This window comes from Alphaproteobacteria bacterium, assembly GCA_020638555.1.
Taxonomy (GTDB): domain Bacteria; phylum Pseudomonadota; class Alphaproteobacteria; order Bin95; family Bin95; genus JACKII01.
In genome coordinates this window covers 283,101-304,816 of sequence record JACKII010000006.1, presented here as the reverse complement: position 1 = coordinate 304,816, position 21,716 = coordinate 283,101, and the positions used below count along the sequence as shown (strand labels likewise).

The 21,716-nt window shown below is 67.0% G+C and carries 16 protein-coding genes; 6 read left to right on the top strand and 10 right to left on the bottom strand.

Annotation, left to right across the window (positions count from 1 at the left end; translation table 11 throughout):
* Positions 1–400: 400 nt before the first annotated feature.
* The 3 genes from H6844_19130 to H6844_19120 are packed head-to-tail and all read left to right on the top strand — an operon-like array spanning position 401 to position 7,022.
* A complete protein-coding gene (locus H6844_19130) occupies positions 401–3,733 on the top strand; it encodes a transglutaminase family protein (protein MCB9931520.1) in 3,333 nt (1,110 codons plus the stop codon).
* Between the two features lie 20 nt (positions 3,734–3,753).
* Complete coding sequence (locus tag H6844_19125; GenBank protein ID MCB9931519.1) at positions 3,754–6,129, top strand: circularly permuted type 2 ATP-grasp protein; 2,376 nt, start codon at positions 3,754–3,756, stop codon at positions 6,127–6,129.
* Positions 6,130–6,140: 11 nt separating this feature from the next.
* Complete coding sequence (locus tag H6844_19120; protein MCB9931518.1) at positions 6,141–7,022, top strand: transglutaminase family protein; 882 nt, start codon at positions 6,141–6,143, stop codon at positions 7,020–7,022.
* A gap of 150 nt (positions 7,023–7,172) precedes the next feature.
* Here H6844_19120 and ettA read toward each other — a convergent pair whose 3' ends face one another.
* The 5 genes from ettA to H6844_19095 all read right to left on the bottom strand — a co-directional run bounded on the left by ettA (position 7,173) and on the right by H6844_19095 (position 13,637).
* Positions 7,173–8,855: an energy-dependent translational throttle protein EttA gene (gene ettA, locus H6844_19115; protein MCB9931517.1), complete on the bottom strand. Its 1,683-nt coding sequence runs from the start codon at positions 8,853–8,855 to the stop codon at positions 7,173–7,175.
* Between the two features lie 71 nt (positions 8,856–8,926).
* A complete protein-coding gene (locus tag H6844_19110) occupies positions 8,927–10,186 on the bottom strand; it encodes a nucleotide sugar dehydrogenase (GenBank protein ID MCB9931516.1) in 1,260 nt (419 codons plus the stop codon).
* 21 nt (positions 10,187–10,207) lie between these two features.
* A complete protein-coding gene (locus H6844_19105) occupies positions 10,208–11,623 on the bottom strand; it encodes a mannose-1-phosphate guanylyltransferase/mannose-6-phosphate isomerase (protein MCB9931515.1) in 1,416 nt (471 codons plus the stop codon).
* Positions 11,620–12,927, bottom strand: coding sequence for an O-antigen ligase family protein (locus H6844_19100; protein ID MCB9931514.1), 1,308 nt, complete (start codon positions 12,925–12,927; stop codon positions 11,620–11,622). Before H6844_19100 ends, H6844_19105 begins: the two co-directional genes overlap by 4 nt.
* Before the next feature lie 20 nt (positions 12,928–12,947).
* Positions 12,948–13,637: a sugar transferase gene (locus tag H6844_19095; protein ID MCB9931513.1), complete on the bottom strand. Its 690-nt coding sequence runs from the start codon at positions 13,635–13,637 to the stop codon at positions 12,948–12,950.
* Between the two features lie 51 nt (positions 13,638–13,688).
* Here H6844_19095 and H6844_19090 point away from each other — a divergent pair, with 51 nt between their 5' ends.
* The gene (locus H6844_19090) at positions 13,689–14,372 is read left to right on the top strand and encodes a peptidoglycan-binding protein (GenBank protein ID MCB9931512.1); all 684 of its coding nucleotides are present in this window, start codon (positions 13,689–13,691) and stop codon (positions 14,370–14,372) included.
* A gap of 15 nt (positions 14,373–14,387) precedes the next feature.
* Here H6844_19090 and H6844_19085 read toward each other — a convergent pair whose 3' ends face one another.
* A complete protein-coding gene (locus H6844_19085) occupies positions 14,388–15,383 on the bottom strand; it encodes a membrane dipeptidase (protein MCB9931511.1) in 996 nt (331 codons plus the stop codon).
* 26 nt (positions 15,384–15,409) lie between these two features.
* On the opposite strand from H6844_19085, the gene H6844_19080 reads away from it, so the two are divergent.
* Entirely contained in the window at positions 15,410–16,837 is a 1,428-nt protein-coding gene (locus H6844_19080) for an aspartate aminotransferase family protein (protein ID MCB9931510.1), read from the top strand.
* A 53-nt stretch (positions 16,838–16,890) separates the two neighbouring features.
* Here H6844_19080 and H6844_19075 read toward each other — a convergent pair whose 3' ends face one another.
* Complete coding sequence (locus H6844_19075) at positions 16,891–17,457, bottom strand: hypothetical protein (GenBank protein ID MCB9931509.1); 567 nt, start codon at positions 17,455–17,457, stop codon at positions 16,891–16,893.
* A 300-nt stretch (positions 17,458–17,757) separates the two neighbouring features.
* On the opposite strand from H6844_19075, the gene H6844_19070 reads away from it, so the two are divergent.
* The gene (locus tag H6844_19070) at positions 17,758–18,210 is read left to right on the top strand and encodes an Hsp20 family protein (GenBank protein ID MCB9931508.1); all 453 of its coding nucleotides are present in this window, start codon (positions 17,758–17,760) and stop codon (positions 18,208–18,210) included.
* 222 nt (positions 18,211–18,432) lie between these two features.
* Here the strand turns inward: H6844_19070 and H6844_19065 are convergent, their stop codons facing one another.
* From H6844_19065 to H6844_19055, 3 genes are all read right to left on the bottom strand, one after another.
* The gene (locus H6844_19065; protein MCB9931507.1) at positions 18,433–20,073 is read right to left on the bottom strand and encodes a BCCT family transporter; all 1,641 of its coding nucleotides are present in this window, start codon (positions 20,071–20,073) and stop codon (positions 18,433–18,435) included.
* A 31-nt stretch (positions 20,074–20,104) separates the two neighbouring features.
* Complete coding sequence (locus H6844_19060) at positions 20,105–20,524, bottom strand: universal stress protein (protein ID MCB9931506.1); 420 nt, start codon at positions 20,522–20,524, stop codon at positions 20,105–20,107.
* A 426-nt stretch (positions 20,525–20,950) separates the two neighbouring features.
* Positions 20,951–21,310, bottom strand: a complete 360-nt coding sequence (locus H6844_19055) for a hypothetical protein (GenBank protein ID MCB9931505.1) — start codon at positions 21,308–21,310, stop codon at positions 20,951–20,953.
* Between the last annotated feature and the right edge of the window lie 406 nt (positions 21,311–21,716).

The following is a 21,716-nucleotide window of genomic DNA, read 5'->3' as shown; positions in this document are numbered from 1 at the left end:
GATTCAGAGGTGCCAGGTTGCAGCACAGGGGCCTCGTTCTTTCCGCTAGGGTCCAATCATCCGACATACCATAGGGCGTCCCGAGACGCAGTTCTAGGTCCTGCCTCGCGGTCTGCCGGCAATGGCGGCTATTTTATCCGGAGTCTGCCGACCTTTTCATCATTTGATCGGTCAATGATCCGCCGGTGCCCATTGTTTTTCCAGTCCGCACCCGTTTTGAGGGCGGAAATGATGTCGCCAGACGTTCACTTTCGCCAACGGACATGGCCGCTGCGGCAAGGCCGGCTGCGTCTTTGGAATGACTTGGTTTCTGTGGCTCGACGCCGCAACAATCTCGGTCTAGCCTTCGGCCATTCCGCTTTGCGTTATCCCCAGCCGCCGGTTGCAGGAAGAAAGACTCGTGTCGATCAAAGCCAGCATCTACCACCTGACCCACTACAAGTACGACCGGCCGGTGACGCTGGGGCCGCAGGTGGTGCGTTTGCGCCCGGCGCCGCATTCCCGTACGCGGGTTCTCTCGTATTCCCAGAAGGTCCAGCCGGTCGAGCATTTCGTCAACCACCAGCAGGACCCGTACGGCAACTGGCTCACCCGCTATGTGTTCCCGGAGCCGGTGCGGGAGTTCAAGATCGAGGTCGACCTGGTGGCGGACATGACCGTCTACAACCCGTTCGACTTCTTCATCGAGGACATCGCCGAGGAATGGCCGTTCGCCTATCCGGAGGCCCTGAGCGACGACCTCACCATCTATCGCAAGACCGAGCCGGCCGGCCCGCACCTGCAAGGCTTTCTGGATGCGGTGCCGCGCACGCCGCTGCGCACGGTGGATTTCATCGTCGACCTGAACCGACGGGTCGCCAACGCGGTCGAATACGTGATCCGCATGGAACCGGGCGTCCAGACGCCGGAGGAGACGCTGATCTCCGGCCGCGGCTCCTGCCGCGACTCCACCTGGCTGCTGGTGCAGTTGTTCCGCCATCTGGGCCTGGCGGCCCGCTTCGTCTCCGGCTATCTGATCCAGTTGAAGCCCGACCTGAAGGCGCTGGACGGCCCCTCCGGCACGGAAGTGGACTTCACCGACCTGCACGCCTGGGCCGAGGTGTACCTGCCCGGCGCCGGCTGGGTCGGGCTCGATCCGACCTCGGGCCTGCTCACCGGCGAGAGCCATATCCCGCTGGCGGCGACGCCGCACTACCGCAACGCCGCGCCGATCTACGGCCTTGCCAGCGACGCCAAGGTCGAGTTCGCCTTCGACATGCGGGTGGAGCGGGTGGCCGAGCATCCGCGCATCACCAAGCCGTTTTCGGACGAAAGCTGGGACGCGCTGAACGCCCTCGGGCAGAAGGTCGACCGGGCCTTGCAGCAGGGCGACATGCGCCTGACCATGGGCGGCGAGCCGACCTTCGTCTCCATCGACGATTTCGAGGCGGAGGAATGGAACGCCGACGCCGTCGGGCCGACCAAGCGCGGGCTGGCGGACCGGCTGATCCGGCGCTTGCGCGAGAACTTTGCGCCCAACGGCTTCCTCCACTACGGCCAGGGCAAGTGGTATCCGGGCGAGACGCTGCCGCGATGGACCTTCTCGCTTTACTGGCGCAAGGACGGCCAGCCGGTCTGGTCGAACCCGCGGTTGATCGCGGACGAATCGAAGGATTACCCGGTCACGGCAGACGACGCGGCCCGCCTGCTCACCGGCATCGCCGAGGCGCTGGAGGTGGACCCGGCCCATGTGGTGCCCGCCTACGAGGACCCGGCCGAATGGCTGGTGCGCGAGGCGAACCTGCCGGAAAACGTGACGCCGGACGATTCCCGGCTGGAGGATGCGGAGGAACGCAACCGCATCGCCCGCGTGTTCGCCCGCGGCCTCAGCCACCCGACCAGCTATGTGTTGCCGGTGCAGCGCTGGCAGGCGCGGGCCGGTGGCCGCCAGTGGCTCTCCGAACGCTGGCGCCTGCGCCGCGGCTATGTGTTGCTGGTGCCGGGCGACAGCGCCGCCGGCTACCGCCTGCCGCTGAGTTCGCTGCCGCATATTCCGGCGGCCAGCTACCCCTACGTCTTGCCGGCGGACCCGACCGAAGACCGGCCGGAGCTGCCGCAACACCGGTTGCCGCAGGTCTCCGAAGGGTTGCGCGCCCAGCCGGTCGCCAGCTTCGTGCCGGATGAGCCCCGCGGCACCTTCATTCCCCAGGTGGCCGCGGCCGAGATCAGCGGCGCCGTGCGCACCGCCATGACCGTGGAGCCCCGCGACGGCAAGCTTTGCGTGTTCATGCCGCCGGTGGAGCGCCTGGAGGATTATCTGGAATTGCTGGCGGCGGCGGAGGCATCGGCCACGGCGTTGAACCTGCCGGTGCATATCGAAGGCTACGCCCCGCCGCACGACCCGCGCCTGAATGTGATCCGCGTCGCGCCGGACCCCGGCGTGATCGAGGTGAACATCCATCCGGCCGAAAGCTGGGAGGATTGCGTCGCCACCACCGAGGCGATTTACGAGGATGCGCGCCAGTCGCGGCTCGGTGCCGACAAATTCATGATCGACGGCCGCCACACCGGTACCGGTGGCGGCAACCACGTCGTCGTGGGCGGGGCGACCACGCTGGACAGCCCCTTCCTGCGCCGTCCGGACCTGCTGCGCAGTCTGATCCTCTACTGGCAGCGCCATCCCAGCCTCTCCTACCTGTTCAGCGGCCTGTTCATCGGGCCGACCAGCCAGGCGCCGCGCATCGACGAGGCCCGCCACGACAGCCTCTACGAGTTGGAGACGGCGCTCTCGCAAATCCCCAATCCGGGGGAGGGGGCCGCACCGCCCCCCTGGCTATTGGACCGTCTGTTGCGCAACATCATGGTGGACGTGACCGGCAACACCCACCGCTCCGAAATCTGCATCGACAAGCTGTATTCGCCGGATGGACCGACCGGACGGCTGGGCCTGATCGAGTTCCGCGGTTTCGAAATGCCGCCCAACGCCCGCATGAGCCTGGCGCAGCAATTGCTGGTCCGCGCGATCCTGGCCCGGCTCTGGCAGTCGCCGGTCAAGGGCCGGCTCGCGCGCTGGGGCACCAGCCTGCACGACCGGTTCATGCTGCCCCATTATGTGTGGGAGGACTTCCAGGAAGTGTTGCGCGACCTGGCCGACCACGGCTTCCCGATTCGCAGCGAATGGTTCGAAGCCCAGCAGGAATTCCGCTTCCCCTTCTTCGGCGAGGTGGAGGCCGAGGGCGTGCATCTGGAGGTGCGGCAGGCGCTGGAGCCCTGGCATGTGCTGGGCGAGGTCGGCGCGATCGGCGGCACCGCGCGCTACACCGACAGCTCGACCGAGCGGGTGCAGGTAAAGCTTTCGGGCGCGGATCCCGACCGATATTCCGTGGCTTGCAACCGCCGGCCGGTGCCCATGCGCCCGACCGGGACCAATGACGAGGCGGTGGGCGGCGTGCGCTACAAGGCCTGGCAGCCGGCCATGGCGCTGCACCCGGTGCTGCCGGTCGACGCGCCGCTGGTGTTCGATCTGTTCGACCGCTGGAGTGGTCGCGCCATTGGCGGGTGCCGGTATCATGTGGCACATCCGGGCGGAAGAGCGTATGATACGTTTCCAGTCAACAACAACGAAGCGGAGGCGAGGCGCTTGTCTCGGTTCGAGCCGTTCGGGCACACCCCCGGCAGTTACGTGCTGGTGCCAGAGCGGCCGCATCCCGAGTTTCCAATGACCCTTGACCTACGCCGGCCACCGGAGCCTTGACCGCGTTGCCAAAACCCAATCTGCCGGTCGACGATGCCAGTGCGACCGTGCTTGGCCAATACCGCCCGCCGAACGGTGCGGCAGACGAGTTGCTGGACACCACCGGGGCGGTTCGCCCGGCCTGGCAAGCCTTTCTCGATCATTTTGCCACCCTGGGGCCGGACGAGATTGCCGCACGCGCCCGCCGGGGCGACCAGTATCTGCGCGATGCCGGTGTGTTTTTCCGGCAGCAGACCGGCGAGGCTCCGGCGGAGCGCGCCTGGCCGCTCAGCCACGTTCCCGTCATCATCAACGAACGCGAATGGCAACACCTCGCCGAGGGCCTGGTGCAACGGGCCGAGGTGCTGGAGGCGGTGGTTGCAGACCTCTATGGCGAAAACCGCCTGATCCGGGACGGATTGCTGCCCGCCAGCCTGATCGCGGCCAATCCCGCATGGTTGCGGCCGATGGTGGGCATTCAGCCAGTGTCCGGCCACCACCTGCATTTCATCGCCTTCGAGGTCGGACGCGGGCCGAACGGCGACTGGTGGGTGTTGAGCGACCGCGCGCAGGCCCCGGCCGGCGTCGGCATCGCGCTGGAAAACCGGCTCGCCACCTCGCGAGTGTTCCCGGAACTGTTCGCGCAGGTGAATGTCTACCGCCTCGCCGGCTTTTTCCGCGCCTTCCGCGAGGCGTTGCAGGCGCACAACACCGTCCCGGACGGCCGCGTCGGCATCCTGACCTCGCGCCTGCTGAACGAGGATTACCTGGAGCACGCCTATATCGCGCGCTATCTGGGCCTGATGCTGCTGGAAGGGGAGGACCTGACGGTCGAGGACGGCAAGGCCATGGTGCGCACCGTGGCCGGCCTGACCCCGGTCAGCGCGATCTGGCGCCGCATCCCGGCGCGCCTTGCCGACCCGCTCGACCTGGACGAGTTGTCGGGCATGGGCACGCCCGGCCTGCTGGGCGCCCTGCGCGCCGGCCATCTGCACCTCGCCAACAATCTGGGCTCCGGCGTGATCGAGGCCCGCGCGCTGATGGCGTTCCTGTCGCGCATCTGCCAGGTCTGGTTCGACGAATCCCTGAAACTGCCGAATGTGGCCACCTGGTGGTGCGGCGACCCGTCGGCGCGCGCCTATGTGCAGGCCAATGCCGCCCGTATGCTGATCAGCCCGGCCTTGTCGCCACGCATGCCGTTCGATCCCGCGGACGACATCGCCTTCGGCGCCGACATCGCCGGTACGCTGGATGAGCGCCTGAAGCGCGAGGGTGCCAGCCTTGTCGGGCAGGAAATCGCCAGCCTCTCGACCACGCCCGCCTATATCGACGGCCAGTTGGTGCCGCGGCCCATGAGCCTGCGCCTCTATCTGTGTCGCACGGCGGACGGATGGAAGATGATGCCGGGCGGCTATGCCCGCATCGGCCGCACCCAGGACGTGATGGCCACCTCGATGAAGCGCGGCGGATCCGTCGCCGATGTCTGGGTGGTGAGCGACGGGCCGGTGCCGGCGGATACCATGGCGCCGCCCGCCACCGGCCGCTATCCCCGGCCGCGCATCGGCACGCTGCCGAGCCGGGCGGCGGACAATCTGTACTGGCTCGGCCGCTATGTGGAGCGGGCGGAAAACATGGTGCGCGTTCTGCGCGCCCAGCACACGCGCTTTGCCGAGACCGGGGACTGGAAGGGGCCGCTGCACTCCAGCATCGCCGACTATCTCGAAACCCTGCCGCTGGACCCGGATAAGCCCATGCCGGCGGAGTTGCTGGGGACGCTGAACTCGGCCGTGCTCAGCGCCAGCCGGGTACACGACCGGTTCTCGATCGACGGATGGACGGCGCTGCGCGACATCGCCGACACCGCCAGCGATCTGGCGCCGGACCTGGTGCCGGGCGACGACACCGCCCGCGCCATGACGCAACTGCTGTACAAGATCGCGGCCTTGAGCGGCCTGGTGCACGAAAACATGTTCCGGTTCATCGACTGGCAGTTCCTGACGGTGGGCCGCTCGATCGAGCGCACGGTCGCGATGGCGGATGTGCTTTCGCATTTCGCCGATCCGGCCGCACCGGACGGGGCGTTGGAGGTGGCGCTGGAACTGGGCGACTGCACCATGACCTATCATCGCCGCTATTCGCTGGGCGGACAGCGCGACACGGTGGTGGACCTGATGGTGTTCGACACCATGAACCCGCGGGCGATCCTGTTCCAGTTGGAGCAGCTTCGCGGCCATGTCGCCCGCCTGCCGGGCGCAGAGGAATTCGGCCTGATGTCGCCGTTGGCGCGGGCCTTGCTGAAAATTCATTCGGATATGGCGGTGCGAACGCCGGAATCGGTGGATTCGCAGGTGCTGGCCGACCTGGTGGAGTCACTGGGGGAGGCCTCGGACCTGCTGACGACCGCCTATCTGTCCTGACGGCGGCTGCGATGCTCTACGATATCGAACTGCGCATCACCCAACTCTACGTCGCCTCGGCGGCGGGTGCCCGGCAGGTGGCGCGCCTGATGCCCCGCACCATGCCCGACGAACAGGACGTGGTCCTGGCGAAGCTGGACGTCTCGCCCTTCCCCGACGAACGATACGAACGACCGGACTTTTTCGGCAATCTGGTGACGGAGGTGGCCTACAAGGCTGCGCAGGAGAAAATCGAGTTTCACCTGCACGCGCGGGTCCGGCGCCTGGCGAAGCCGCCGACCCTGCTGCCGTCGCCGGGGCCGATCGCATTGGCGGCGGAGATGGCCAAGGTCCGCTCGCTGGCAGCGGACTCGCCGCACCATTTTCTGGCACCATCGCCCAGGGTACCGGTCGTGACGCAACTGGTGGACTACAGCCGCACGGTCATTGCCCGGGCGCGACCGACGCTGGAAGCGGTGGAGGCCATCGGGCTGGCGCTGCACCGCGATTTGGCGTTCGATCCCAAGGCGACCAAGGTCGACACGCCCATGGCGGATGCCTTCGCGGCCCGCCACGGCGTGTGCCAGGATTTCACCCACATCATGATCGGGGCGTTGCGGTCGCTCGGGGTTCCCGCGGGCTATGTCAGCGGCTTCCTGCGCACCATCCCGCCGGAGGGCCAGGAAAGGCTGCAAGGCGCCGATGCCATGCACGCCTGGGTCCGCGCCTGGTGCGGGCCGGAACTCGGCTGGGTCGAGTATGACCCGACCAATGCCTGTTTCGCCGGCACAGACCATGTGGTGATCGCCCGCGGCCGCGACTATACCGACGTCGCGCCGGTCAAGGGCGTGCTGCGCACCGCCGGCATGCAGGCCGCCGACCACGCGGTCGATGTCGTTGAGGTCGACGGCTGAGGCGAGCCTCGGCGTAAGAGCTTTCCCTGCCGCGCCGGAGGCGGGAGCCGGGATCTCCATCGTCCCGCAATCACCCCGGCAATGGTGTTCGCCCGCCGCGAGAGACCCCGGATCGGCGCGCTGCGCCGTCCGGGGAAGCCCCCCGGCGCGTCAGGCCCGCACCAGCGGCTTGTACTTGATGCGGTGCGGCTGGTCCGCCTCCTTGCCGAGGCGACGCTTCTTGTCCGCCTCGTAGTCGGCGAAATTGCCCTCGAACCATTCCACATGGCTGTCGCCTTCGAAGGCCAGGATGTGGGTGGCGATCCGGTCCAGGAACCAGCGGTCGTGGCTGATGACCACGGCGCAGCCGGCAAACTCCAGCAGCGCCTCTTCCAGTGCCCGCAGCGTATCGACATCCAGGTCGTTGGTCGGTTCGTCGAGCAGCAGGACGTTGGCGCCGGATTTCAGCATCTTGGCCAGATGCACGCGGTTGCGCTCACCGCCGGAAAGCTGGCCGACGCGCTTTTGCTGGTCCGGGCCGCGGAAGTTGAAGGCGCCGACATAGGCGCGGCTCGGCACCTGCTGCTTGCCGAGCTGGATCACGTCCAGACCGTCGGAGACCTCCTCCCACACGGTCTTGTTGGCGGCGAGGCTGTCGCGCGACTGGTCGATATAGCCGAGTTGCACGGTGTCGCCGACCTTCAGCGTACCCTCGTCCGGCGTCTCCTGGCCGGTCAGCATGCGGAACAGCGTGGTCTTGCCGGCGCCGTTCGGGCCGATGACGCCGACAATGCCGCCGGGCGGCAGCTTGAACGAGAGATCGTCGATCAGCAGCCGGTCGCCGAAGCCCTTGCTCAGATGGTCCGCCTCAATCACCGTATCGCCCAGGCGCGGGCCGGCCGGAATGACGATCTGGGCCTTGTCGAGCGACTTGCGGTCGTCCTGGCGCAGCAACTCCTCATAGGCCTGCAGGCGCGCCTTGCTCTTGGCCTGGCGGGCGCGGGGGGATTGCCGCACCCATTCCAGCTCCTGCTTGAGGGTGCGCTGGCGCGCACTTTCCTCTTTCTCCTCCTGCTCCAGCCGCTTCTGCTTCTGCTCCAGCCAGGACGAGTAATTGCCCTCGAACGGCAGACCGCGGCCGCGGTCCAGTTCCAGGATCCAGCCGGCGACATTGTCGAGGAAATAGCGGTCGTGGGTCACGGCCACGACGGTGCCGGGATAATCCTCCAGGAAGCGTTCCAGCCACGCCACCGATTCCGCGTCCAGATGGTTGGTGGGCTCGTCGAGCAGCAACAGGTCCGGCTCCGACAGCAGCAGGCGGCAGAGCGCCACCCGGCGCCGTTCGCCGCCGGACAGTTTCTCGACGGGCGAGTCGCCGGGCGGGCAGCGCAGCGCGTCCATGGCGATCTCGACCTTGCGCTCCACCTCCCAGCCGTTGATGGCGTCGATCTTGTCCTGCAACTCCGCCTGTTCGGCGATCAGATCGTTCATCTCGTCGTCGGTCAGGTCCTCGCCGAAGCGGGCCGACACCGTGTTGAACCGATCCATCAGCGCCATGGTCTCGGCAACGCCGTCCATGACATTGCCCATCACGTCCTTGGCGGGGTCGAGATGGGGTTCCTGCTCCAGATAGCCGACCTTGACCCCGTCCGCGGCCCAGGCCTCGCCGTTGAACTCCGTGTCGAGGCCGGCCATGATTTTCATCAGCGTCGACTTGCCGGCGCCGTTCAGGCCCAGCACACCGATTTTCGCACCGGGCAGGAAGGACAGCCAGATATTCTGCAAGACCGTTTTCCCGCCGGGGAAGGTCTTGGTCAGGTCCTTCATCACGTAAATGTACTGGTACGACGCCATCGGTACGGATCCTTGCGCGGCCTGCGCTGCGGTATTGGGGAGGTTGGCGCGCTTGTACCCGAGCCACGGGCTCAGGGCAATGCGGGCTGCAGGCTGGAGAGATGGGTCAGGTCGATCATCGGCGCCAGCGGACGCCGCGCCGCACGGGGCCAGGGATGGCCCAGGATGATCGCGTCAACGTCCCGCGTATCCGGCTCGCCGCACCAGCTCGACCGCAGCGATGCCGGCAGGCCGCCCGGATCGGGAAACGCCGGATCCCAGATGGCGAGGCAGATGCCGCAGGCCAGCAGGCGCTCCGCCAGGTCGCAGAGCGGGCTTTCGCGCAGGTCGTCACTGCCGGGCTTGAAGCCCAGGCCCATCTGCAACAGCCGGCTGCCGGCCGGATATTGTGCCAGCAGCGCCGTGACGATGGCGTCGGCATGGGCCGCGTTGCTGCGGTTCAGCGCCGCGAACAGCGGCGTCTCGACCCCCCATTCCGCCGCGGCTTCGGCAATGCCGGCGCTGTCTTTCGGCAGGCAATAGCCGCCGAACGGCAGGCCCGGCGTCAGATAGGCGCCGGAGAGGTTGTAGCGTGCGTCCGCGGTCAGGACCCGCATCACCTCCTGCGGCGCGGCCCCGGTCGCCATGGCGAGGCGCGCGGTTTCGTTGGCAAATGCCACCTTGGCCGCCCGCCAGGTGTTGTCCGCCATTTTCGCCAGTTCCGCGCTGGCGAAGTCGATCTCGAACACCTGGCCCGCCGGGTTGCCGTAAATGCCGTTCAGGCGCCGGCTCGCGCCCGGATAGCGCTCGCCCAGCACGATCCGGCCGGGTTCGCGCGCATCCTCCAGCCCGTGGCCCATGCGCAGGAATTCGGGGTGGTAGGCGATCTCGAACCAGCCGCCGGCGGGGCCGAGAGCCTGTTCCAGCTTCGGCAGCAGCACGTCGCGACAGGTGCCGGGCGGCACGGTGGAGCGATAGCAGATCAGCACGGCGGGGCTGCCGTCCGGCCGGCGCCGGATGCCGTCGATGACGGCATTGGTGGCCGCGTGGATCTGCGCGAGCGACAGGCTGCCGTCCTCGGCGCGCGGCGTGCCGACGGCGATGGCGACGGTGTCCACCGCCGGGTCCATCATGGCGCGGGCCAGATCATCCGCGACGCTCAGCCGGCCCGTGGCGACACCGTCGGCGAAGGCCTCGGCCATGCCGGGCTCGCTGACGGGTGCCCGACCGCCGGCGACGGCCTCGCGCTTGCTGGCGTCGGTGTCGACGCCGACGACGGTGTGGCCGCGTTCCAGCAACCAGGCCGCCATGCTCGCCCCGACGGTGGCGAGCCCGCAGACGACGACCGTCATCGCCTGCGGCTTTCGGTGCCGCTAGCTGCGGCCGTAGGTATCCTCGAAACGGACAATGTCATCCTCTCCCAGATAGGAGCCGGACTGCACCTCGATGATGTTGAGGGGCAGGCGGCCCGGATTGGCGAGGCGGTGCACGCAGCCCAGGGGCAGGTAGACCGACTCGTTCTCTCGCAGGAGGATTTCCTCGTCGTCACGGGTGACGACGGCGGTGCCATTGACGACGACCCAATGCTCTGCCCGATGATAGTGTTTTTGGAGGGAGAGCTGTTGGCCGGGCCACACGGTCAGGCGCTTGACCTGAAACCGCTCCCCGGCATGAACCGATTGATAGAAGCCCCACGGGCGGTAGACGCGGACATGGGCGTCCGCCTCCTCGCGCTTCGCGGCGCGCAACGCTTCGACGATGGTTTTGATTTCCTGGCTTTGGTCCTTGGCTGCAACCAGGGTGACGTCGTCGGTGGAGACCACGACCAGGTCCTCCACCCCCAGCAGCACGGTCAGCTTGCCGTCGCTGCGCGCATAGCTGTTGCGGCTGGTCCGTGCCATGACGTCGCCGACCAGCACATTGCCGTCGGCGTCTTTTTCGCCGATGTCCCAAAGCGCGCTCCAGGCGCCGACATCGGTCCAGCCGACATCAATGGGCTGGACCGCGGCCCGGTCGGTCTTTTCCATCACCGCGTGGTCGATGGAGATGGAAGGGGCGGCGGCGAATGCGTCCTTGCCGAGACGGAAAAAGTCCAGGTCCGCCCCTCCGGCCCGCACCGCGGCGTCGGCCGCGGAAACGGCGTCGGGGCAATGCCGGCGCATTTCCTCCAGCACCGTGCCGGCGCGGAACAGAAAGATGCCGGCGTTCCAGAGATAGCCGTCGGCCAGGAACCGGGCGGCGCGGTCCGCATCGGGCTTCTCGACGAATTGCTCGACCGCCCGCACGCCGGCCGCATCCGGCAGCGCCCCGCCCGGGCGGATATAGCCATAGCCAGTTTCCGGTCGGGTCGGCTTGACCCCGAAGGTGACGAGGCGTCCGGCTGCGGCCGTGGGCGCGGCGGCGGCGACGGCGTCCATGAACGCGGCCCGGTCGGCAAAGCTGTGGTCCGCCGGCAGCACCAGCAGAAGCGCGTCCGGGTTCTCCCCGGCCAGGATCGTGGCGGCCGCGGCCACCGCCGGCGCGGTGTTGCGGGCGGTGGGCTCCAGCACGATCGGCCGGATCGGGCAGCCGATTTCCTGGGCCTGCTGGGCAACGATGAAACGGTGCGCCTCGTTGCCCAGCACCAGGGGTTGGCCACAGTCGCCGCGGCCCTGGGTCATGGCCAGGGTCTCCTGGAGCATGGAGCGCGCACCCACCAGGGGCAGGAACTGTTTGGGATACAGTTCGCGCGAGAGCGGCCAGAGCCGGGTTCCGCTGCCGCCGGAGAGGATAACGGGGACGATGGTCATGCGCGGGCTCCCTGAAACCGGGTGCCGCGGGCCACCTTTTCGGGCGGGGCGAGTGCTGACTGCCGGGAGGGCGCCGCACCCGACCCCAGCGCAAATGCGACCAGGGCGGCGATGGTGGGTATGTGAACGCTGAAATCCACCATACCGTGTAGCGACACCATTGTCGCGATACCGATGGCGGCAGCGCCGCGCACTCTAGATTCGCCAGCGGCCGCGATTGAGCGGGCGCATTGTCCCAGTACCAGCGTCAGCGCGGCGACCGCGACGACGGTGGCGGGCCAGCCGCGTTCCACCAGCGATTCCGCCAGCACATTGTGGGCGCTTAGCACCAGGCCTTGCGGAAACGCCGACGCCATCGCCTGAAAGGCCAGGTCGAAACTGCCGACACCCAGCAGCGGGCGCTCGGCCGAGAGCCGAAACGCCTCGCCGATAATGGCGAGCCGCAGGGCCGCCGCATCCCCCAGCGTTTCCAGCCGGGCGAGCGTCCCGGCAGCGAAGGCCAGCCCCAGCGCTGCCCCGACCGCCATGCCCCAAAACAGGCGTTTTCGGCTCGCCAGGGCGGACAACAGGGCCACGGCCAGCCCGCCTCCCAGAGCCGCCAGGCCGGCCCGGGAATGGCTGGCGAAGGCGGCCGCCAGGCAGGCCAGCAGTGCGGCACCCAGCAGGGCCCGCCACCGGGCGCTGGCCGTTGGTTGCACCAGGCCGGTTGCCGCGGCAATGGCCCCGATGCCGACAAACACGCAGAGGTGATTGCGGTTGGCAAACGGAAAGGCGAGGTCGCCCCACTGGCGCACCTTGGCGAGCCCGGCGGGGCCGGTATCCCAGTCGACGGCGAACAGCGCCGTCGCCGCTATGGCGGCGATGGCGAGCGCGAGAGCGGCCCGGAGCCGGCGCGCCTCTTCAGCCGCCGCCAGTCCGGCCGCGAACAGTCCGCCATAGGCGGCGAGCCGCGCCGCGGCGTCCGTCGCGGCCTGCGGGTCGAGGACGATGGCACCGGCCTGCGGCTCGCCCAGGGCCTGGGCCGCGGCGGGCCAGGCCGGATGCACGAACACGCCGAACGGTGCCGCCTGGATCAGGCACCAGACCGACAGCGCGGCCCAGCAGCCTGCGGCCCAACGCAGCGACGGCGGCAGAAATCGGCGCCTTGCCATGGCCGGCGCCAGCGCCACCGCCCCGAGGCCGATCCCCCCTGCGGCGACGACCAGGCCCTGACCGGCCAGCGTCTCGCCGCCGCTGGCAAAGGCGCTGGCGAGCGCCAGCGCCAGCGCGGTCGCCGCCAGGATCGTCGCCAAGGTCGTCGACATGGGGGAACCGGCGCGGAGGTTCATGCCGCGCTCCGGCCCGTCAGATGGCCCAGCATCAGACGCGCGGTCTTCAGCGCGATGCGCAGGTCGAGCCCCAGGCTCCAATGGGCGATATACTCCCGGTCGCTCATCACCCGGCACACCGCATGCTGGACGCTGTCGACCGCGCCGCACCAGCCGCGCGCCTGCGCCAGCCCGGTGATGCCCGGACGCGCGGCGAGCCGGTCGGCATAGCCCGGCACCAGGTCGGTGTAGAGCGTGTCGCCCACGGACATGGCGAACACGTGCGGGCGAGGGCCGATCAGGCTCATCGTGCCATTCAACACGTTGAAGAGTTGAGGAAGTTCGTCCAGCCCGGTCCGGCGCAGCATGTGGCCGAGCGGTGTGACCCGGTCGCCGGTGGCGTCCAGGCTGTTGCGCGCGTTCGCGTTGCAGGTCTCGACCCGCATGGAGCGGAATTTGAACACCCGGATCGCCTGGCCGTACATGCCTTCGCGGGTCTGGACGAACAGGGCCGGGCCGCCATCCTGGCGCACACGCCAGGCGATCAATGCCAGCAGCGGCGACAGCAACAGCATCAGGACCAGGGCCGCCGGCCATTCGCAAGCGGTCTTCAACAGACGGTTCCGGCGCCGATGCAGGCCGCGGGCACGGGTACCGAAGGTCTCGGCAAGGGCCGCGTCGCGGCCCCAGGGGGCAATTCCCGCCATGTCGTAAATCCCTCCTTCCGTCGTTAAGCCCGCGTTCATGCTTGCCCGTGCATGTTTAACGGGCAGTTAATCGCGACGAGGAGGTGGGGAATGTTTGTGAACTTTAACCGGCGACGGCGAAATGCTCTTGTCCTTGGCGTCTGCCTTTGCGCCCTGGCGGCGCCGGCGGGCGCCATGTCGGTGCGGGAGGTTCAGCAAGCCCTGACGACCCGTGGCTATCCCGTCGGCGCAGCGGATGGCCTGATGGGACCGCGCACCGCGCGGGCAATTCGCGCGTTCGAGGCGGATCAGGGCTGGGAGCCCAGCGGCGTGATGTCGGGCCGGCTGGAACGCGCCTTGCAGCCGCCGCGCGATCTGCCGCTCATCGTGCTGCGGCCGCCGCCCTCGGTGCAGGCCCGGCAACCTGCCACCCTCCAACCGGCAGAATCGGAGCCGCCGGCCTTTGCCAACCGCAATTGGACGGTGCGCGACGAGCGCGAGGACGGCACCGCCCGCGGACCGGTGTTCGCCCTGTTCCTGGAGGCGGACGGCAAGGTCGCGGGGCCTCGCTTTGCCAGGCATATGCGCTGGCGGCAACAGGCGGACCGCGTCGTCATCCGCTATGAAAGTCCGATCGGCGCCACGGTCGAGCGCACAGGCCGCGCCCTGGATGCGGACCGAATCGTCGGCGAGGCGCACGGCCCGGATGGCGCCTTCTGGCGCTGGACGGCGGAGGCCCGGCCCGTGGCGCCGTAGGGGCAGGGGAGACGGTCAGCCGCCCCAGACATCCTCCAGGAAGGCGAGCCAGTTCTCGCCCAGCACCTTGCGGATGCGCTTTTCGCTCCAGCCGCGATTCATCATGGCAGCGGTCAGGTTGGCGTATTCCGCCGGGCCATCCAGGCCTTTCGGATTGTCCGGCCGCTTCGTTGCCGGCGGCGACAGCGGCCGGCCGAAGCCCTTGTCGGAGCGGAGATATTCGAAGAATTCCAGGCCCTGGCCCTGGGTGAAGTCGGTGCCGATGCCAACCCGGTCCTCGCCGATCAGGTCGATGACGTGGTCATAGCCGTCCAGCACGTCTTCCACCGTCGAATCGTCGCCTTTTGGCATGAAGGGCGTGTAGGCGACGATGCCGACAAACCCGCCTTGGTCGGCGATGAGCTTCAGCATGTCGTCCGACTTGTTGCGCGGATGCGCCTGCAAGGCCGCCGGAAAGCAGTGGGTGTAGGCCACGGGCTTCTGGGAATGGGCGATGGCGTCCCGGCTGGTCTGTTCGCCCACATGGGACAGGTCGACCAGAATGCCCAGGTCGTTCATGGCGTCGATCACGTCGCGGCCATAGTCGCTCAGGCCCGAATCCCGGCTCTCCCAGCAGCCGGAGCCGACCAGGTTCTGGGTGTTGTAGGTCAGTTGCATCACCCGCACGCCCAGATCGCGGAACAGGTAGAGATGGTCCAGGTTCTGCTCGATGGCATAGGTGTTCTGCCAGCCGAGGAAGATGCCGACCTTCTTCGCCTCCTTGGCGCGGCGGATGTCGGCGGCGGAGTGCACCTGCATCAGCAGGTCGGAATTCTCCGCGATGTCGCGTTTCCATTGGGCGATGTTGGCGCAGGTGTCGTTGAACCCTTCCCAGACCGAGCAGGTGCAGTTGACGGCGGTCAGCCCGCCCTTGTGCATTTGCTCGAACACGTCGCGCGACCAGTTGGAGATGATCAGTCCGTCGATGACGATGCTCGATTGGTGCAGGGCGTCGGCGAGGATGTTGGCCATGGGTGACGGCTCCCGGTCTTGTGCGTATGATTTGCCGTCAGCCTAGCCGCCTCACCGCCCAGAAGGAACCCAAGCCCGTGCCGGACACCGCGCTTTCGAATTCCGCGATCATCGCCGCCTACCGCGCCAAAACCCCCGGGTCCGCCGAATGGGCGGAGCGGGCGCGCGAGAGTTTCCCCTCCGGCATCACCCACGATAGCCGGCACTTGTCGCCCTACAGCCTCTACATCACCCGTGGCGAAGGCAGCCACAAATGGGATGTCGATGGCAACGAGTATATCGACTATTTCGGCGGCCACGGCGCCCTGATCCTGGGCCACAATCACCCGCGCGTCCTGGCGGCGATGCAGGCGGCGCTGGCGGACGGCACCCATTTCGGCGCCAGCCACCCGCGCGAGGTGCAATGGGCCGAGCAGATCCGCAAAATGGTGCCGTGCGCGGAGCGGGTGCGCTTCACCTCCTCCGGCACCGAGGCGACGATGATGGCGCTGCGCCTCGCCCGCGCCTTCACCGGCCGGGACACGGTCATTCGCTTCCGCACCCATTTCCACGGCTGGAACGATCACATGGCCAGCGGCCAGGCGGGGCATATGGACGGCACGCCGACACCGGGCGTGGTCTCCGGCATCACGGCGGCGACCGTTCTGGTCGATCCCAACGACAAGGCCGGCGTCGAACAGGCGTTTGCCGCGCACAGCATCGCCGGCATCATCCTGGAGCCGACCGGCTCTTCCACCGGCATGGTGCCGGTTGCGCCGGGCTTCCTCGCCTTTCTGCGCCAGCAGTGCGACCGGCACGGTGCGGTGCTGATTTTCGACGAGGTCGTCACCGGCTTCCGTGTCGCCCCCGGCGGTGCGCAGCAGGCAACCGGCGTGACGCCCGACCTCGGCACCTTCGCCAAGATCATCGCCGGCGGCCTGCCAGGCGGTGCGATCTGCGGCAAGGGCGAGATCCTGGACCTGCTCGACTTCGAAAAGGCGGAGGCCAAGGGGTTCGAGAAGATCGGCCACCAGGGCACCTACAACGCCAACCCGGTCAGCGCCGCGGCGGGTCTGGCCGCACTGGAGATCATCGCCAACGAGGGCGTCTGCGAACGGGCCAACGCCTATGGCGCGGCCTTGCGGGCCGAGATGAACCAGGTGCTGCGCGACGAAGGCGTGCGCTGGGCCGTCTATGGCGACTATTCCAGCTTCCATGTCTTCACCAACCCGAAGGCCCGGGCCGATGTGGGACCGGACACGTTCGACCCGCTGACCTATGGCTATGCGGAGTTGAAGGCGAACGCGCCGGGCGCGGTACAGAAGCTGCGGCTTGGCATGATCCTGAACGGCGTCGACATCATGGGCTGGCCCGGCGGCAATGTCTCCGCCGTGCACACGGACGAGGATCGCGCCCAGACCGTCGCCGCCTTCCGTGAGTCGCTGCGCATGATGAAAGCGGAAGGGGATTTGTAGGGGGTTCGGCCGGCGCCTTGCGCGGGCAGGGCGCCGGTGGGCGACGAGCGTGCCTAGTCTACCAGAAACCGCATCAACGTGTTGTCGGCAAAGATTTGCTGCAACACGTCGGTCAGGGAGGCGTTCAGCTTCTGGTCGATAGTGGCGCCGCCCGGCACGACGAGCGTGCGATTTTCCGATGACGAGCGGTAAATCTGGTGAAACCGCTTGCCGTTCTTCCTGGCCTCGATGGCGATGGCCGTATCGACGTTTTCGGCGCCGGTGAAAAAGCCGGATTCGATGAAGAACTTGAAGGATCGAAGGCGTGCCTCGACTTCGGGTCTTTGACCGTCGCTCTGATCGGTGACGTCGAACCCTTTGGCCCGAAAACCGGTTTCAAGCTGGGTCTTGAGCGCGGTCATGACCTGACGCGCGGTGATGTCGGCGCCTTGCATCCCCACGCCTCGCTGGCCGACCACGAGTGTTTCGCGATCGTCCAACGTTTCCAGGGCAATCGTCGTGCCCTTGCCGATATCGGACGGAGTGGCGGGAGCCTTGGCGGTTACGGCAACTTCATGGGGAGTGAAAGCGCACGAAGTCGCAAGCAAGGGAAGGATGATGGCAAAGGCCAGTAATCGCATAACAACACTTCCTGGTATGCCGGCGGGGCCGAAATTCGCTTACCCAAGCCTGAATACTCGCAAAAATTTCCCGAATTTCAATCAGCTATCCTGCTGTGGTGGGCGGTCGGACGGGCGTTCGGGCGAGTCTTGGCGAAGTTCGTCTGCGGGCCTTGAAAGCCCCGGCGTCGCATCCCAATTCTGGGTCATCCTCCAAGGGCGTGCCGCAGCAAGCGGGCGCCCGCCCGGAGGATAGGGCCGGCCCAGGTCGGGCGGTCCTTCGATCCAACTGCCATATTGCTCCGAAGAGGATGTGCGCAAATGACGACGTTTGATTTCTCCCCCCTGTTCCGTTCGACCGTCGGTTTCGACCGCATGCAGCGCATGCTGGAAGCCGCCACCCGTGGCGACGAGGCGAACGGCTATCCGCCCTACAATATCGAGCGGCTCGAAGAGAACGCCTACCGCATCACCATGGCTGTGGCCGGCTTCGCCGAGAGCGACATTGAGATCGAAGTGAAGGACGGCGTCCTGGTCGTCACCGGCCGCCAAGCCGAGGATCAGGCCGAGCGGACCTTCCTGCACCGCGGCATTGCCGGGCGCGCCTTCCGCCGCAGCTTCCAGCTTGCCGATCACGTGAAGGTCCAGGGCGCGGCCCTCGAAAACGGGCTGCTGCATGTCGACCTCGCCCGCGAGATCCCGGAGGCGATGAAGCCGCGCAAGATCGCGATCAACGGCCGCGCGCCGGTCGAGATCGAGGCGCAGGCCGCCTAACGGCCCTCGGGCCGAAACGCAGACGCCCGGTCCGCGGCCAATTCGCTGCGGACCGGCAGCACGAAAGGGCCGGGGCTTTGCGACACCCCGGCCCTTTTTGCGTGTGCGCCAGGGGCGCCTAGAGCAGTTTCCGTTCGCCTTGGCTCACGGCACCTGCTCTAGCCATTTGATTTCACGCAATTATCCGAGTCGCACAGTGATTCTATTGTGCTTGAAATTGCTCTAGCGCGCTTCCGTCATCAGCCCGCGCAGGATCGCCCAGCACATCAGCAACAGGATGATGGTGAAGGGCAGGCCGGTCGATATCACCATGGCCTGTAGCGCGCTCAGGCCGCCGCCGATCAGCAGCACGATCGCCACCGCGCCTTCGAACGTGCACCAGAACACGCGCTGGGGCACCGGGGAGTCGACCTTGCCGCCGGCGGTGATGGTGTCGATCACCAGGCTGCCGCTGTCGGACGAGGTAACGAAGAACACGATCACCAGCACGATACCGATCACCGACGTGATGGAGGCGAGCGGCAACCCTTCCAGCATGGCGAACAGCGAGAGTTCGGGCCGGTAGCTGTCGATCACCTCGGCTTTCACCGCGCTGGTTGCCGGATCGCTCAGCACCTGGTCGATGGCGACGCCGCCGAACACGGCCATCCACAGCACGCAGACCAGCGACGGGATGATCAGGACGCAGATCACGAACTCGCGCACGGTGCGGCCGCGGCTGACGCGGGCGATGAACATGCCGACGAACGGCGACCAGCTGATCCACCACGCCCAGTAGAACGCGGTCCAGCCCTGGCTGTAGTCCGTATCGGTCCGGCCGACGGGATTGCTGAGGGCAAGGATGTCTGCGGCGTAGGTCTCCAGCCCGACGACGAAATCGCTGAGGATCGTCACCGTCGGGCCGGCCAGCAATACGAAGGCCAGCAACAGCGCCGCCACGCCCATATTGATTTCCGACAGCACCTTGACGCCACCGTCCAGGCCGCGCAGGACGGAGATCAGGGCGATGGCGGTGATGCCCGTGATCAGGATGATCTGCACGGTCAGCGTGTTGGGAATGCCGAACACGAATTCGAGCCCCGCATTCGCCTGTTGTGCGCCGAAGCCGAGCGAGGTCGCCAGGCCGAACAGGGTCGCGAACACGGCCAGGGTGTCGATGACATGGCCGGTCCAGCCCCACACCCTCTCGCCAAAGATCGGGTAGAAGGCCGAGCGAATGGTGAGAGGCAATCCCTTGTTGAAAGTGAACAGCGCCAGCGCCAGGGCGACGACGGCGTAAATGGCCCAGGGATGCAGGCCCCAGTGGAAGATCGTGGCGGCCAGGCCCATGGAGCGGGCGGCCTCGACATTCTCCGGAATGATGGCCCCGTCGGCGCCGAAGGGCGAGGGGGTGCCGAGCGGCTGGGATATGGCCATGTGATACACCGGCTCCAGCACGCCGAAAAACATCAGCCCGATGCCCATGCCGGCGGCAAACAGCATCGAAAACCAGCCGACATAGCCATAGTCCGGCACGGCATCCTTGCCGCCCAGGCGGACCCGTCCCCACGGGCTGACGATCAGCACCAGGCAGAACAGCACGAAAATGTTCGCGGCGCCCAGAAAGAACCAGTCAAAGGTCTTGGTAAGGAACGGCCTCAGCCAGCCGAAAAACTCCGCCGCCTGCACCGGCAGGGCCAGGGCATAAAAGACGAAGGCGACAATGGTCAGGCCGGAAATCAGAAAGACCGGGTTGTGAATATCGAAACCGAACGGTCCCACCGAGCCCTCGATATTGTCCTGGCCGATGGTGTAGTCGGTGTCGATCAGATTGGCCTCGCCGTCGGGCGCAGGGATTCCCTGGTCGGCAGTCGGGTCAGTCATGGTTTCTCCCCGTTTTCGGATAGGATCGGTTTCAGGCCATGCGCACGATGAACACGGACGACTTGGCATGGCTCGCGATCCGGCCTCCGTTCGACGGCCAGAAGTGGTCCGTTACGTTCGGGATGTGCGAGGCCATGACCACCAGGTCCGCGCCGGTCTCGTCGATGCCGCGCATCAGGGTTTCGTCCAGATCGATGCTCGGGTCGTGCGAGACCATGGCGTGGGACGTGGCGCTGTGGCCGTGTCTGGCGGCCTGGTCGGCGGCGAAGCTCTTGAGCTTGCCGGCATACTCTTGCGGCGTGTGGGCGATGGCGCTGGGGGCGGAGGTGGTGACGCCCACATAGACCACCGCCGCCCCATAGAGCTTGGCCAGGTCGGCGGCCGTCGCCGTCGCGCGCTCCATGCGGGCGGCATGGGCGAGGTCGACGGGCACCATAATCTTCTGGAACACTGCTGCCTCCTTGCGTTCATCCCTCGGCCTGGCAACCCGCGCCGGAAGGACCTGACGGGCCGCCAGATGAAACAGGCGGGTAATGTGCAAGAAATACGGCGGTTTTTCAATGATTAAGTATTATTTCCGAATTAATGGACAAATGACCGTGTAATAAGTCATAATTAAGAAATGAATTATTGTAGGATTGAATCATTGTTTTATCGCCGTTATCGGGGATTGTATTGTTGCGTCGGCGACTGAAAATATCGATTGGTCGAGGGAATTCCTAAAATTTCCATCGAACATGAACTTTGTTGAATAGTTTGGCAGGGCCCAGGGCACGCCGACCCGGGAGGCCACCCGTATCCCGTCTACCGAATTGCGAACCGGGCCGGTTCGTCCGTCAGCAGCCCTCAGCCATTCCCCGCTTCGGAGGGCTCCCCCTCACGCAACCGCGCTGATGCGCCCGGGCCAGGGCCAGACGACCGACCTTGGGTCCAAAGGCTTGCCGCGAGCGGCGCGCTCGGCCGCCGGCAACACATCCTCGCTGGGCCAGAACCCGGTTTCCAGACAGGCGGCATAGCCGTCCGGCAGGCCCTCCGCGCGCATGCGGGCGGCGGCGGTCGTGTGGTCATAGGCGAGCGCGACCAGCTCGATGCGCAGGCCGCCCCGTTCCGGCGTCAGCACCGAGCACCAGACGCGCGGCGTGCCGTCATGCGCGGGCATGCCGATCACCCCCGGATTGTGCCAGAGCCGGCCGTCGAAAATGCGGGTGAAGGGCAGGCCGCAATGGCCCGCGATCACGCCGGAGAGAGGGCGGACGCGATCGGAAGAGGGAGGGCATCGCCGGAGGAGCAATGCCCGAGACATAACCCGCATGGCCCGGCGTCGGGATCACAATTGCGGGAGGGCTATACCGTCATTGCGAGGCGAAGCCGAAGCAATCCAGGCCGGCTTTCCGGCGTGGCTACGAAGTTCGATTGCTCGTCGCCTGCGGCCTCGCAATGACGCCGGAAGAGGCGGGCGCGATCGAAGAGAAGGCATCGCCGGGGAGCAATGCCTAGACATAACCTGCAGCGGCGTCAGGATCCATTGGAGGCTATACCGTCATTGCGAAGGCGAAGCCGAAGCAATCCAGGCCGCTTTCCGGCGTGTGGCTACAAGTTCGATTGCTTCGTCGCCTGCGGCTCCTCCATGACGCCGGAGAGAG

What these genes read in the sequence shown, in the direction of transcription:
- H6844_19120 (MCB9931518.1), top strand. Translation starts at nt 6,141, where the DNA reads ATGCTCTACGATATCGAACTGCGCATCACCCAACTCTACGTCGCCTCG.
- ettA (MCB9931517.1), bottom strand. Translation starts at nt 8,855, where the DNA reads ATGGCGTCGTACCAGTACATTTACGTGATGAAGGACCTGACCAAGACC.
- H6844_19110 (MCB9931516.1), bottom strand. Translation starts at nt 10,186, where the DNA reads ATGACGGTCGTCGTCTGCGGGCTCGCCACCGTCGGGGCGAGCATGGCG.
- H6844_19105 (MCB9931515.1), bottom strand. Translation starts at nt 11,623, where the DNA reads ATGACCATCGTCCCCGTTATCCTCTCCGGCGGCAGCGGAACCCGGCTC.
- H6844_19100 (MCB9931514.1), bottom strand. Translation starts at nt 12,927, where the DNA reads ATGTCGACGACCTTGGCGACGATCCTGGCGGCGACCGCGCTGGCGCTG.
- H6844_19095 (MCB9931513.1), bottom strand. Translation starts at nt 13,637, where the DNA reads ATGGCGGGAATTGCCCCCTGGGGCCGCGACGCGGCCCTTGCCGAGACC.
- H6844_19090 (MCB9931512.1), top strand. Translation starts at nt 13,689, where the DNA reads ATGTTTAACGGGCAGTTAATCGCGACGAGGAGGTGGGGAATGTTTGTG.
- H6844_19085 (MCB9931511.1), bottom strand. Translation starts at nt 15,383, where the DNA reads ATGGCCAACATCCTCGCCGACGCCCTGCACCAATCGAGCATCGTCATC.
- H6844_19080 (MCB9931510.1), top strand. Translation starts at nt 15,410, where the DNA reads ATGATTTGCCGTCAGCCTAGCCGCCTCACCGCCCAGAAGGAACCCAAG.
- H6844_19075 (MCB9931509.1), bottom strand. Translation starts at nt 17,457, where the DNA reads ATGCGATTACTGGCCTTTGCCATCATCCTTCCCTTGCTTGCGACTTCG.
- H6844_19070 (MCB9931508.1), top strand. Translation starts at nt 17,758, where the DNA reads ATGACGACGTTTGATTTCTCCCCCCTGTTCCGTTCGACCGTCGGTTTC.
- H6844_19065 (MCB9931507.1), bottom strand. Translation starts at nt 20,073, where the DNA reads ATGACTGACCCGACTGCCGACCAGGGAATCCCTGCGCCCGACGGCGAG.